Source organism: Sorangium sp. So ce385, assembly GCF_051474135.1.
GTDB lineage: Bacteria > Myxococcota_A > Polyangia > Polyangiales > Polyangiaceae > Sorangium > Sorangium cellulosum_D.
On the sequence record NZ_CP150337.1, the window covers coordinates 9,371,704 to 9,384,462 of the forward strand.

Annotated in this window: 12 protein-coding genes; 3 read left to right on the plus strand and 9 right to left on the minus strand. The window is 72.0% G+C overall.

Annotated elements, in window-relative coordinates; genetic code table 11:
• Nucleotides 1-85: 85 nt before the first annotated feature.
• Entirely contained in the window at nt 86-1,372 is a 1,287-nt protein-coding gene (locus WME83_RS34000; protein WP_437313873.1) for a patatin-like phospholipase family protein, read from the minus strand.
• 122 nt (nt 1,373-1,494) lie between these two features.
• Nucleotides 1,495-2,793, minus strand: coding sequence for a group II intron reverse transcriptase/maturase (gene ltrA, locus WME83_RS34005; protein WP_437313606.1), 1,299 nt, complete (start codon nt 2,791-2,793; stop codon nt 1,495-1,497).
• 729 nt (nt 2,794-3,522) lie between these two features.
• Here ltrA and plsY point away from each other — a divergent pair.
• Complete coding sequence (gene plsY, locus WME83_RS34010) at nt 3,523-4,173, plus strand: glycerol-3-phosphate 1-O-acyltransferase PlsY (RefSeq protein ID WP_437313874.1); 651 nt, start codon at nt 3,523-3,525, stop codon at nt 4,171-4,173.
• A gap of 36 nt (nt 4,174-4,209) precedes the next feature.
• On the opposite strand, the gene WME83_RS34015 is transcribed toward plsY, so the two are convergent.
• Nucleotides 4,210-5,220, minus strand: a complete 1,011-nt coding sequence (locus WME83_RS34015; protein WP_437313875.1) for a metallophosphoesterase — start codon at nt 5,218-5,220, stop codon at nt 4,210-4,212.
• Between the two features lie 298 nt (nt 5,221-5,518).
• On the opposite strand from WME83_RS34015, the gene WME83_RS34020 reads away from it, so the two are divergent.
• Both WME83_RS34020 and WME83_RS34025 read left to right on the plus strand, forming a co-directional pair.
• Complete coding sequence (locus tag WME83_RS34020) at nt 5,519-5,962, plus strand: hypothetical protein (protein ID WP_437313876.1); 444 nt, start codon at nt 5,519-5,521, stop codon at nt 5,960-5,962.
• A gap of 64 nt (nt 5,963-6,026) precedes the next feature.
• Nucleotides 6,027-6,800 (plus strand): class I SAM-dependent methyltransferase, encoded by a 774-nt coding sequence (locus WME83_RS34025; protein ID WP_437313877.1) that lies wholly within the window; start codon nt 6,027-6,029, stop codon nt 6,798-6,800.
• A 101-nt stretch (nt 6,801-6,901) separates the two neighbouring features.
• On the opposite strand, the gene WME83_RS34030 is transcribed toward WME83_RS34025, so the two are convergent.
• The 6 genes from WME83_RS34030 to WME83_RS34055 all read right to left on the minus strand — a co-directional run bounded on the left by WME83_RS34030 (nt 6,902) and on the right by WME83_RS34055 (nt 12,440).
• Nucleotides 6,902-8,176 (minus strand): glycosyl hydrolase family 8, encoded by a 1,275-nt coding sequence (locus WME83_RS34030; RefSeq protein ID WP_437313878.1) that lies wholly within the window; start codon nt 8,174-8,176, stop codon nt 6,902-6,904.
• A 10-nt stretch (nt 8,177-8,186) separates the two neighbouring features.
• Complete coding sequence (locus tag WME83_RS34035) at nt 8,187-8,969, minus strand: hypothetical protein (protein ID WP_437313879.1); 783 nt, start codon at nt 8,967-8,969, stop codon at nt 8,187-8,189.
• Nucleotides 8,966-9,568, minus strand: coding sequence for an RNA polymerase sigma factor (locus tag WME83_RS34040; RefSeq protein WP_061624392.1), 603 nt, complete (start codon nt 9,566-9,568; stop codon nt 8,966-8,968). The genes WME83_RS34035 and WME83_RS34040 overlap by 4 nt, the downstream gene beginning before the upstream one ends.
• A gap of 190 nt (nt 9,569-9,758) precedes the next feature.
• Entirely contained in the window at nt 9,759-10,736 is a 978-nt protein-coding gene (locus tag WME83_RS34045; RefSeq protein WP_437313880.1) for a hypothetical protein, read from the minus strand.
• Nucleotides 10,737-10,892: 156 nt separating this feature from the next.
• The gene (locus WME83_RS34050) at nt 10,893-11,540 is read right to left on the minus strand and encodes an HAD family hydrolase (protein WP_437313881.1); all 648 of its coding nucleotides are present in this window, start codon (nt 11,538-11,540) and stop codon (nt 10,893-10,895) included.
• Between the two features lie 60 nt (nt 11,541-11,600).
• Entirely contained in the window at nt 11,601-12,440 is an 840-nt protein-coding gene (locus tag WME83_RS34055) for a hypothetical protein (RefSeq protein WP_437313882.1), read from the minus strand.
• Between the last annotated feature and the right edge of the window lie 319 nt (nt 12,441-12,759).

Below are 12,759 nucleotides of genomic sequence, written 5' to 3' on the forward strand. Positions count from 1 at the left end.
GGAGATCGCGCGCGGAGGCCTCCGTCGCCCTCATCGCGTTTCAGCGCCCGAGAGGTGCGGACGCTCCGGAGGAGGCCTGTGTCCCTCAGCCCCCTTCGCGCGCGCTCGCCTCGAACCCGCCAAAGCTCAGCGCCCGCTCGAAGAACGCGCACAGCTCCTCGTGCCGCGCCCGCGCGTCCGCGCGGCCTATCTCGATGAGCCGCCCCGCGAACTCCCCGTCGAACAGCAGATACGACAGGAAGTCGGCCTCGCGCTGCTCGTCCCCCTCGGCGAGGCGCCGCATCACGCGGCCGAGCACGCTCGTGGTCCGCGCGCGGAACGCCGGCGAGCGCACGAACTCCGCCGCCAGGCTGCCGATGTCCTTGGAGGCGCGGATGAGCAGCGACCGCAGCGGCCGGAGCGTGCGCCCCGGCGGGAGCCCGAGCTCGTCGTTCAGCGCGTCGACGAAGCCCTCCCCGTAGCGGCGCCGCCCCGCCTCCAGGATGCCGTTGATGCTCTCCAGGCGCGCCAGGTCGTTGTCGATCCGGTCGAGCATCAGCGCGTTCAGCGTCTTCCCGAGCAGGAAGAGCGGCCCGGGGAAGCCCGGCGCGTCGCGCTCGGGCGCGGCCGAGGCGGGCTCGATGTACCGCGGATTGACGACGATCACGCCGTCGGCCCCGAGGCGCCGCGCCGGCGAGAGCGGGACGTTCTGGCGCAGCCCGCCGTCGCAGTAGAGCTCGCCGTCGATGCTCACCGGGCGGAACAGGATGGGCAGCGCCGACGAGGCGAGCGCGTGCTCGGCGCGGATCGCGGTGGCGCGCGGGGAGATCGTCGGGTCGTGGCTCCAGGGCGGCAGGCCGGGCTCGCGGCGGTGGACGAAGACGACGGTGCGGCCGCTCTTGACCAGCGTCGTCGACACGGTGACCGCCGACAGGAGCCCTCGCTCGAGGTGGCCGTCGATCCGCTCGAAGGGGACGGCCTCCGCGATCTGCCGCTCGAGGCCCGACGTGTCGAGGAGCGCGGCGTGGCCGCCGCTCGCGGGCGCGCCGGCGGCGCCGCCGCGGAGCAGGTCGTGACCGACGGCGAGCACGCCGCGCACGTCGAGGCGCACGAGGTCGTCGATGCGCAGGCGCGTCCACACCGCGGCGAGCCGCCGCGCTCGGCTCCGCGCCTCGTCCGCGAACGCGGCGAGCCCGCACACGTTGATGGCGCCCACCGAGGTGCCGCACAGGATGTCGAGCGGCGCCTCGCGGCCGAGGTCGCGCGAGACCTCCTCGAGGATGTGCTGCACGACGCCGACCTCGTAGGCGCCGCGAGCAGCGCCGCCGGCCAGGACGAGCGCGATCTTGGGGGCGCGGCCATACCGGGTCGAAACGGGCGCGACATTGGCCATTGGTAGATCCTACTTTCTCCTGACCGGCTGCGAAGCCGGGCGATGAAGGGCAAGACCCCCTTTCAAACCGTGCGTGCGGATTTCCCGCACACGGCTTACCGGCGGTCTCTCGGGCCGCTGCATTACGCAGCCTCCGGGTACTGGACGGTCCCGCGCAGGCGGTAGAGCCCGTGGCCTTCGACGAAGAAGTCGCTCGTCCACCCCTCGGCCTCGGCCGCGCGCAGGTTGCGCCCCTTGCGCTTCACGAGGAAGCCGCGGAGACGCCGCCACACGTAGCCGTCGACCTGGTTGAACTTGTCCGCCGCGTTCCCGGTGCGGAAGTAGTTGCCCCAGCCGCGCAGCACCGGGTTCAGGTCGCGGATCAACACCCGCACGTCCTTCACCCCGTTCCTGGCTCGACCGGTCAGCTCCTTCACGCGCTGCCGCACCCGCTTCATGCTGCGCTGAGAGGGCCAGCGCTGGAGGAAGTACACGCGTCGGCGTGACTGCTCCCAGATCCGCCCGCTCAGCCGCTTGCGCAGGTGGCAGCCGAGGAAGTCGAAGCCCTCCTTGCCCCAGGAGAGGTCCACCCGCCTCGTCTTGTCCGGGTGCAGCTCCAACCCGAGCCGCGCGAGCACCTCGCGCACGCGCTTCTCGGCCTGCTCGCATGCCAACCTCGTGCTGCACACGATCACGAAGTCGTCCGCGTAGCGCACCAGCGTGCCCAGATGGGCACCGTGGCGCTCCCACGCCGCATCGAGCACGTGCAGGAAGATGTTCGACAGGAGCGGCGAGATCACGCCGCCCTGCGGTGTACCCGAGAGCGTCGCTACCTCGCGACCCTCCTCCATCACCCCGCACTGGAGCCATTGGCGCAGCAGCTTGAGCACCCGCCGATCCGAGACGCGTCGCTCGACCAGCTTCATCAGCTTGTCGTGGTCGATGCTGCCGAAGTAGTCGCGGATGTCCGCGTCCAGCACGTGGTTGCCTCCGCGAGCTCCCAGCCTGCGGAGGGTCTCCAGCGCCTGCGTCGCGCTGCGACGAGGCCGGAAGCCGTACGAGCTCGGGCGAAAGTCCGCCTCGAAGATCGGCTCCAGCACAAGCTTCGCCGCCATCTGTACCACCCGGTCCCGGACCGTCGGGATGCCCAGCGGCCGCTTCTTTCCGTCCGCCTTCGGGATGTACCGGCGCAGCACCGCTGCTGGCCGGTACGTGCCTGCTCGCAACGCGACGCCGAGCTCTTCGAGGAAGCGCTCCACGCCGTGCTGCTCGATGTCGGCGAGCGTCTGGGCATCGACGCCCGCCGCACCTCGGTTCCGCTTGACCCGCTTCCACGCTTCCGCGAGGACGTCACGCCTCGCGATGCGGTCATACAGCGCGTGGAACCGGCGCCCCGGATGCCGCTTGGCCGCGACCCACAGCCGGCGTTGGAGTTGTCGCACTTTGTCCTCGGGCTCGCGCCCGCGGGGGTGGTTGGGACCGGTCTTGCCGGCCATGCCCTCGCGCTTACCTCCTCGACCGACGCGACCACCGCAGGGGCCTCTCCCTCCGACCGCGTTGTTCGTCGCGGCCCTCGACGGTACTACGGCCCCCTCGGACTCCCGCTGCGCAGCGCTCGACTTCACCTTCGGCTTATACGAGCCACCTTGCCGCGACGACGGCAACGCAGACGGGTCTCCCGTGTTCCGCACCTCTCCCTGAACGCGTGCTGCTCCCCGTACCCCGGAGGGACCCGCCGCGCGTTCTGCTCCGGACTGCGGCGCGGCGGACGTGGCCTTCGCCGTGGCATGCGCGGCTCGGCTCCCTCGTTGTTTCTCTGTCGAGGCGGCAGGCTTCACTTCATGTTGCGGCCCGCGTTCTTGCTCCCTCCGTGGAGGCTTTCGACGCCCCGCTCGGGCCGCGGGGTCTCCCCCGCGAACCTGGGGCCTGCTACCGGGCGCTCCGGCGCTTACCCGGACGGGACTCGCACCCGCTGGAGACGTGCAGCGTGAGACCGCTCCCTCGCCCCGCGAGCGGGGTCCGGGTTCGGTCTCGTCACGACGCACCATGGTCGCAGAGTACCACGATCGCCCGCGCGACACCGACCCTGAAAAGCGCGCCTCGCGCGGCGCCATGCTACACACCCATGGCCCTGGCTGTGGCCGTGGCGCGCGCGGACACGGAGGCGCCCGATGACGGCAATCTACCTCGTCCTTGCCTACCTCCTCGGAGCGATCCCGACAGGCTACCTCTTTGCGCGGTTCGTCAAAGGCGTCGAACTCCGCACCATGGGCTCGGGGAACATCGGCGCCACGAACGTCCTTCGCGCGTTCGGCTGGGGGCCCGGGCTGGCCGTCCTCGCCGCGGACATGGCGAAGGGCGCGCTCGTCGTCGGTCCCCTCGCGTCCTGGGTCTCCGCCGCGCCGGGCGGGTGGGTCGCGGCGGCCGGCGGCCTCACCGCGGTGCTGGGGCACGACTACACCGTGTTCCTCGGGATGCGGGGCGGCAAGGGCGTCGCGACGTCCTGCGGTGTGCTGCTCGTGCTGGCGCCGCGGGCCACGCTCGCCACGCTCGCCGTCTTCGCGATCGTCGTGCGGGCGACCCGCATGGTCTCGGCCGGCTCCCTGGCCGGCGCGCTCGCCTTGCCGGCGCTCCTCTGGCTCCTCGGCGAGCGGGGCGCCCCGGTGCTGTGCCTCTCGCTCCTCCTCTGCGCCTTCATCTGGCTGAAGCACATCCCGAACCTGCGGCGGATCCTCGCGGGCACCGAGAGCACCCTCTCCTTCGGGAAGCGCCCCGACGGCGGCGCGAGCGCCGGCGCGCCCCGCGAGGGCGAGCGGCGCTGACGCCGCCGGCCGGCCGGGGCCGCGCGCCTCGCCAGCTCACTTGGTGATCGTCTTCGCGTAGATCAACGCGCCTTGCTTGTCGATGAACTCGAAGCGCAGCACGTTCTCCTCGAACTCCAGGTAAGCGAAGGCCTCGGTCTCGTCGTTATAGAAGAGCTGCCCCGGCTCGTTCGCGGCCGAGGCCAGCCTCGGGCGGGTCTTCGAGCCGCTGCCGCTGACGGCGAAATAGGTATCCGGGCAGAGCTCGTCGCGCCCCTTGTCGATGAGCTCGAGATTGTGGTCGTGGCCGCACATGTACATGTCGGCCCCGCAGTAGATCGCGCGCTGCATCGCGAACATCCCGTCCAGCCCGAGCAGCTGATTGTCGGCGGCGTGAGCGCCCGACGTGTAGCGGGGGTGATGGCCGAAGACGATCTTCCACCGGGCGTCCGAGGCGGCGACCCGCGCGCTCATGTCGACCGCCTGTTCATCGGAGGTGAAGTCGACGGTATCGATCCCGAAGAGATGAACGAACCCCACGCGGACATCGTAATACGCGGCGGGCATGCGCCATTTGTCGGTCATCCGCGTTCCCGGCCCGTCGCCCACCGGCAGCAGCGAGTAATCGATCTGCGCCTGCCGCACGCCGCTGCTGCTGGGGCCGTGATCGTGGTTGCCGAGGACCGCGTAGAACGGGAGGCCGTTCAGGCCCGGTCGATCGTAGGGCTGCTCGAACTTCGGCCCCCATTGCGCGTCGCCGGTATCGAGCACGCCGTGATCGTAGAAGTTGTCGCCGTTCATCATCACGGCGTGACAGCCCCCCACCGCGAGGCACTTCTCGCTCATGCGATCGGCGACCTGGTGCTGCGCGAGGTTGCCCTCGCCGGTGTCGCCGATCGCGATGATCCTCACGACCCTGGGCGGCTCGCCCACGGCGCCGTCGACCGCGGCGCCCCCGTCGACCTCGGCGCCCCCGTCTTCCGCGGCGCCGCTCGGCGCGCCACCGCTGCCCTCGCCGCTCGAGCGTCCGCCCGCTCCCTCCGGCGCGACGTCGAAGGGGGGCGTCACGCTGTCCGCGACACCGCAGCCTGCGCCCGAGGCAACGGCCGGCAACGCGCAGAGGGCGAGGACCGCAAAGGACCGCGAAGCGCCGGAGAAACGACAGAACTGTGCCATCGGCGCGCATTCTAGCCGGCGCCGTTTTCACTTGACACCAACAAGGCGGCCATCTATCGAAGTTGAACATCACTTTCAATATCAACAACGGAGCCCACGTGAGCCAAGAGATGCCCCCTGCCCCAAGCCCGTCCCCATGCGCAGCGCTCGCCGCTTTCCCCGGGTCCGACGCGCCCCCGGCGGAGCTCTCGTGAGCTCGCGCGCGCCGCTCGCCGTGGATCCCCCGCTCCGGTCCGATCCCGCGCGCCTCGCGGAGCGCGCGCGGGATGACGGCTGGCCGCCGCCGCCGCACGATCCTCGCGAGCGCGAGCTCGCCCTGGTCGTCGCGGGCTGGGAGGTGCGCCTCTTCGTCGGGCGGATGTTCGAGTACTTCGTCGCGCGCGGCTTCTGGCACCTCCAGCTCTGGCACCCGGAGGCGCGCGTCTCGGTGCTGACGCCCTCGCGGCTCACGTGCGGGCTCTACGAGGCGTACCCGATCGCGAACTGGAAGGCGCAGGCGCCCGATTACGACAAGCTCGTGACGCTCCTCGGCGGGCTGTTCGCGGCGAAGCTCCCGGAGAAGGCCGCGGTGCTGCGCCTCGAGCGCGCGCTCGTCGCCGAGGTCGTCCGAGGCAGCGGCGGGGTGCCGTCGTGACGCGCCGGCCCCGGGGGGCGCGCGCGCTCGCGCGACCTCGCGCCCCGCGCCGCGCGGAGGGCGCATGATCTCCACGCCGGTCTCCAGGGACGCGGTGCTCTCGCTGGTCGGGCGCGCCGAGGCGCGGGTGCGTTTTCCGGACCTCGGCTTCGCCGACCCGTGGGCCGAGGCGATGCTGGCCTCGCTCGACGTGGACCCGGCGGGCTTCGACGCCCGCGCGCTCCGCACCTCGACCGTGCGCACCATGGCCATCGATCGGCTCGTCCGCGACTACGTCGCGCGGAACCCGCTCGGCCTCGTCATCGCGCTCGACCCCGGGCTCTGCACGCGGTTCTCGCGCGTCGACAACGGGACGCTCCGCTGGGTGGAGCTCGACCCGCCCCCCCTGGCCGAGTTCAAGTGCGCGCATCGCCTCGGCCACGCGTCGGACCGCCACGCCGTCGCGCGGTGCTGCTCGATCGCGTGCACGGGCTGGATGGACTGCCTCCGCGGCGCGGGCGACGTGCCGACGCTCCTCATCGCCGAGGGCGCCCTGGTCCGCCAGGCGCCCGAGGTCGTCGACGCCTTCCTCACGCGGGCCTCCCTGCGCCTCTCGCCGGGGACGGAGCTCATCCTCGATCGCGAGGCGCCGCCGCCGCTCCGGATCCCGCCGCGGTCGCGCGCCTGCCTGGAGCTCCCCTCGCTGGACGGCTCCGTGGCGCGCTATCCGCGGCTCCGCCCGTTCTGCGGGGGCGACGCCTCGACCGCGCTCGGGCGAGCGCTGCGCGACGCGAGCCGGGTGCCTCGCCTGTCCCAGGACGGAGGTGCGCCGCCCGTCCTCCACCTCCGCTTCGCATGAGCCCGCCGAGCGCGACGCCGCAGCACCCGAGCCGCGATGTGCCCGTCGAGGCCTGGGTCACGAGCGATCCCGCGCGATCGCGGGGCAGGACGCGCCCTCGGTCAGTAGACGCGGAACTGCCCGCTCAGCGTGATCAGCGAGAGCAGGTGGAGCAGCCCCGGGTAGTAGCGCGGCAGTCCGGTCGCCGGCTCGGCCGCCCACGCCGCCTCGATGTACTCGGCGCGATCCTCGGTCGTCGCGACGAGGCCGACGACGCCGTTCGTGACGACGAGCGCCGGGTCCCTGGCCTCGATCAGCACGCCGTCGAGCGTGTAGGCCCCGCCGTACCAGTCGATGCCCTGCCGCGAGAAGAACGCGAGCAGCCGGTTGGCCTCCTCCACCTGCCACGGGTCGACCCCGAACCAGATCTGGTCGAGCGCGAGGTTCAGCAGCGTGCGGTAGGACTCCGAATCGAAGTTCGCTGAGCCGGTCACCGGCGTGCCGTCGAAGTGGGCGCGCACCGGGATGAGCCCGGTGATCGGGTGCGCGGTCCGCCTCCAGTGCTCGCGCGCGCTCTCCGCGGCCTCGGACCAGAACGGGTCGCCCGTGGCCTGCGCCCAGAGCTCGTAGTAGGCCGGCATCTCGACGGAGGGGCGGGTCGTGTCCGCGGCTTCGACGTTCGGGACGTCGAAGACGAGCTTCGTCTCCGGGTCGAAGATGTTCGTCACGCCGTCATCGACGCCCCCGTTCAGCGCCTCCTTGTGCTGCATCACCTCGAGCAAGGCGATCGCCTCCGCTCCGTAGTCGATGGTCCCGGTGTCGCTCCCCCAGCGACCGTGGGCGAACAGCAGCGCCATCGCGAGCTGCTGGAGACCGAAGGGATCGGAGCAGAACACCGGCTTCTCGCTCCACGGCACGTCGCAGAACGAGACGAAATAGCCCTGCTTGGGGCCGGACGTGTGCTCGTGCCACTCCTTGGCGTATCTCCAGAGCCGATCGAACTCGTCCTGCTTGTCGAGCTGGACGGTGATCATCATCCCGAAGCCCATGCCCTCGGTGCGCACCTGCCCGTGCAGGGTGTCCCAGATGTACGCCCGATCGGCGTCGTAGGCGTCCGTGTAGAAAATGGCTTCGTTGAACTTGTCGCCGTAGAAGAGCTGCTGGAAGGTAGCCTCGATCTTCGACGCGATCTCTTCGTCCGACTTGCCCAGCACGTCGCTGAGCGCGTTGGGGTAGTCCTGCGGGCCGGTCAGCGGGCGGAGCTCGTCGCTGGACATCCGGTCGTGGCCGAGCCAGTCCACCGTGTTCCCGCACGCGGGCAGCGCGCAGAGCGCCAACGAGCCACAGGCGATGCCCGATGCTGCGCGGAACAAGCGGAGGAGGACGGGACAGTGCATGACCCGGAGTTTAATCGTTTACATAGCGTCGTACCCTGGAGGCGAGCACGCTGTTCGGATGTCGTTGTAGAAACGCCTTCGCGCGCTGCGACGCGGCGTCGAGCCGGCCGCTCTTCGCGAGCGCGTCGATCCGCAGGACCTCGGCCTCGAGCCCGAGGCGGCCGCGCGGATGCTCCTTGGAGTAGGCGTCGAGGAGCGTGAGCGCGCCCTGCGCGTTCCCGCTCGCCAGCGTCGAGCGCGCCGCGTCCAGCGCGCTGAGCTCCGCCTTGAGGGCCGCGCTCGAGGAGGCGGGCTTCGGGTCGACCCTGGAGGCCGCGCCGCCGCTGCTGCCGGCGCGCGCCGGGGCGGGGATCTCCTCCGGCTGAGCCTCCACCGGCGCCACGGGCGCCGGCTCGGCCGCCACGGGCGCCGGGCGCGCCGCGGCCCGCTCGACCGGACCCACGAGCGCGCCGCCGAAGCGGTGGACCGCGACGAGCTCCGGCGCCTGATACCCGCGCCAGGCGAGGTAGCCGGCGGGGATGCCGGCCAGCACGCCCACCGTCGAGAGCGCGACGAGGATCTTGGTCCAGCCGAGCTTCACGGCGACCGACGAGGACGCGACGGCCGTCCCCGCCGCGGAGACGGCGGCGGGCGCTGCGACGCTGGCCGAGAGCGCGGCGGCGCCGGCGAGCCCCAGCGCGGCCAGCGTCTTCGCGCGCGTCTCCGGTGAAGTCTGGTACGACGCGCCGGCGCTCAGCAGCGCGCGCTCGAGCGGGCTGTCGCTCTCTTCCAGCAGGCGGCGTGGTTCGCTCATCGTCTCACCTCGCTCGTCGAAACGAGCTCGAGCGCTCGGACGCGCTCTCGAAAATCGGCCCTGGCCCTTCGTAGCCGAGAGGCCACGGTACCCTGCGGGATCCCCAGCACGCCGGCGATCTCCACCATGCTCATCTCCTCGAATTCGTACAGCACGAACACGGTCCGCAGGTCCGACTCCATCTCGTCGAGGACCTGGTCTAGCATCTGCCGCGCGTGCTTCTGGCTGGTAAGCTGCTCCGGTGTCGCAGCGTCCACGACCTCCGGCGGCTCGGCCGCCGGAAACTCCCGCCGACGCGCAGCGCTGCGTCGCGCGTGGGCTGCCACATGAAGCGCGGTCTGGAGAAGGAAGCTCTTCTCCGCCCCCGGCCGGACGTCGTCCAGCCGCTGGGCTGCGGCGATGAAGGTGCGCTGCACCGCGTCGTCGATCTCGGCGGCCGGGGTCCCCGCGTTGCGGAGCACCCGCCCGATGAAGTCAAGATGGGCGTCCACCATCCGGCGCAGCCGCGCGTCCCGCTGTCTCAAGCTCTCTGCCGAAGGCTTCACGTTCGCCGGCTCCAGGTCAGATAAAGCAGGCGATGTCATGACCTCGACGACCATGTTTCCGCTCAACGCGAGGCGAGGCCTGAGACGCGTGGACGAGAGTTCCGAAGGAACGATGCCCGGCAGCAGCTAGAGCGGACCAGGTGCCCCGGGTTGCGAGGGGCAGCCTCCGCGACGCGCTGCTTCCAGATGACGTCCATGTCCCATAATTCCCAGGCTGCATCGAAGTGATCACGGAAGTCCAGCCTCAGAAGCTGTGCACGATCCCGACGCCCGCCAGCGGCGAAATCGCAGGAGTTTCGGCGACGGTTTCCGCCGGCAGGGAAATGGTGAAGCTCCGACGAATGAGCGGCACGCCGGCCCCCGCCTCGATCTCGATGGCGGTGCCCCCGCCGAGCGGCACGGCGGCGCGCGCGAGGGCCCCGGCGCTCCACCACGATCGCACGGCGGAGCGCGGGTGCGACAGGTCTTGCCCCGTCGCCGTGAACCAACCGCCGGTGACCACGACACACGGCTCTGCGCTGAGGACATCGGCGATCTGCCAGCGCAGGGGGCAGGCGGTGAGGGCAGCGGCCGCCCAATGTATCAAGGCGTTGTCGGTGCCCTGCAGGATGTCGTTTCGGGCGTAGTTCAGCGAGAGCCCGAGCGAAGGGCTCAGCGCGCCGCCCGTGTGCGCGGTCGCGCGCGCGACGAGCGCGCCGCCCAAGCTCGCGTAGGGAGAGACGACCTGCGTCACCAGGAGCTGCGCGCCGACCCCGAACGTGATCGGCGGCCACAGGCGCGGGGCCGCGGGCGGCGGTGGGACGGGCCGCGGCGGGGGCGGCGCGGGCCGCGGGGGCGGCGGCAGGGGCGCGGTCTCCTCGGCCGCCTCGTCGAGCGCGAGCGCCGCGGTGAGCGAGAGCGCCTGGACCACGACCTCGCACGAGGTCGCATCGACGGTGCGCGTATCCGTCTCGCCGCGCTCGTGGATCACACGGAGCTCGCCGTGGACCCCGGACCCGGCGCGCGTCAGCCGGACGCGGAGGCCCCAACCGCCCTCTCCGTCCTCCGCCTTCCGCACGCGATCCGAGCGGGCGTGGATGGCTTCGTAGAGATCGTCGACCGTCGCGCAGTCGGCCGGCGCGTCGAAGTCGACGCGGATGGGGATCGGCGTCGGCGCCGCGGTGGCCGAGGACCAGCCGAGGACGACGAGCTCGATGAACGAGATGCCGTCACCGGAAGCCACGGGCCCGAAGGTGCCACGAACCGCTCACGAACCGCCAGAAGCTCCTGCGCTCCTCGGCGGGGTCGTGCAAAAATCCACTCGTCCGCGGGTCGCGGCGCGCGGCGGCGGGGGTGAGCGGGCTGGCGCTGTGAGCTACCTCATCGTGCGCGCGTGAGATCACGCTCGAGCCCCCCCGAGTCGCTCGAGCACCTCGCGCAGCGAGCCGAGCTCCGCGTCCGCGCCGGTGAAGTCCGACGGCGCGGTGAGCGGCGACGGGACGACCCAGCACGTCAGGCCCGCCGCCTTGGCCGACCGGAGCCCGCGCTCGGAGTCCTCGATGACGAGCACGTCGCGCGCGGCGAGCCCCAGCCGCTCGCAGGCGACCCGGTACGGCTCGGGATCCGGCTTTGCGCGCGCGTACTGCTCCCGCGTGAGCGCGAACTCGAACCACCGGAGGAGCCCCGTCGTCGCGTGCGCGCGGTGGAACGGCTCGGGCTTGCTGCTCGTGACGATGGCCATGCGGAAGCGCGCGGCGAGCGCGGAGACGACCTCGCGCACCCCCGGCAACAGGGGATCTCCGCGCGCGATGAGCTCGAGGTACCGGCGATCCCGCTCGTCGGCCAGCCGCCGCACCCCCGCCTCGTCGACGCCGCGCGCGCTGCAGAGGTGCCAGGCGCCGCGCGCCTCGACGAGGAACAGCTGACGGTAGTCCTCGGCGGTGAGCTCGACGCCGACCGACGCGATCGTCTCGCGCGTCGCCTGGAAGTAGAGCCCTTCCGTGTCGACGAGGACGCCGTCGTTGTCCCAGAGGATCGCCTTGAACACGCGGGGCGTTCCTAGCGCCGCCCCTGCATGCCGGCAAGAGAGGGCCGCGGAGCGCGCGCGTCACGCCTCGATGAGCTGCCGCTCGGCGAGGGCGAGGCGGCGGGCGAGGGCGAAGACGGGCAGGATCACGGCGCCCGTGGCGAGGACGATGAGCGGCGGGATGAGGTAGAGAACCCCGCCCGGCAAGAGGCTCGCGAGCGCCGCGTAGCCGAGCGCGCGGACCGCGCCCCGGGGAGCGCCGGCGGCGAGATCGGGCGTCGACGCGGCGTGGATCTCTCGCGCGTGACGGAACGCGAGGTACGCGACGACGGCGTGCACGTGGCCGACGAGGACCAGGGAGAGGCGCACCCATCCGTCGAAGTCCTCGATCATCTCGCGCCACGTCGCGAACCAGCCGCCGAAGCAGCAGTAGAGCGCGAAGTGCAGCGTGAGCGGCGCGAGCATCACGACGCCGGCGAGAGGGAGCGCGACGCTGCGGCGCTCCTCGGCGTCGATCATGGCGCGCACGCACGCTTCGGGCGCCGCGGCCTCGAGCCTCGCGCGATCCGCGTGCACGTCGCCGCTCTGCTGGATCTCGCGGGAGAGCGCCCGCCGGAGCCTCCCGTCGGCGAGCTCCCGGCCCACGACGTAGGCGAGCGCGGACGTCGCCCACGCGGCGAGGAGCGTGATCGTGGCGGCGCCGTCGTCGAGGACGCCGAGGAAGGGGGGCGCGGCCGCGGCCATGGCCACGAGGACCGCGCCGCCGAGGGCGACCTGGCCGGCCAGCGACCGGGCGACGCGGCGGGCGTAGAGGCGACGGAGGTGCTCCGGGATGGCGTCGACCTGACGGCGGTGGCGCGCGAGGAGCGACTCGATATGCAAACGCGCGACGTCCTCATCGTTTCGGTACGTGGCTCTCATGACAGGCTCCCCTCGGGCCCGGTGAACGCCGGCAGACCACGGCGGTTTCCCGGTGCCCTTCGCTCGGGCGGTTCAGCAAGCCCGGTGCCGGGTCGAAAGCCCTGGTATTTGGCGACTTTCGGGGCCGGAGGCCCCGCCAGCGCCCAGCCGGTAGACGGCCGGTGTCCACGGCGTGGACACCGGCGCCAGCGGCGCTTCGCGCGGAGAAAGCAGGCGGCCATGCTGAAGGGCTCGCCGTATTCCGACCGTCCTGCCTATCCACGCGGCGGAGGCGATGAGGCAGCGAGACGGCGAGACGTGAACGATCGCGAAGTACAAA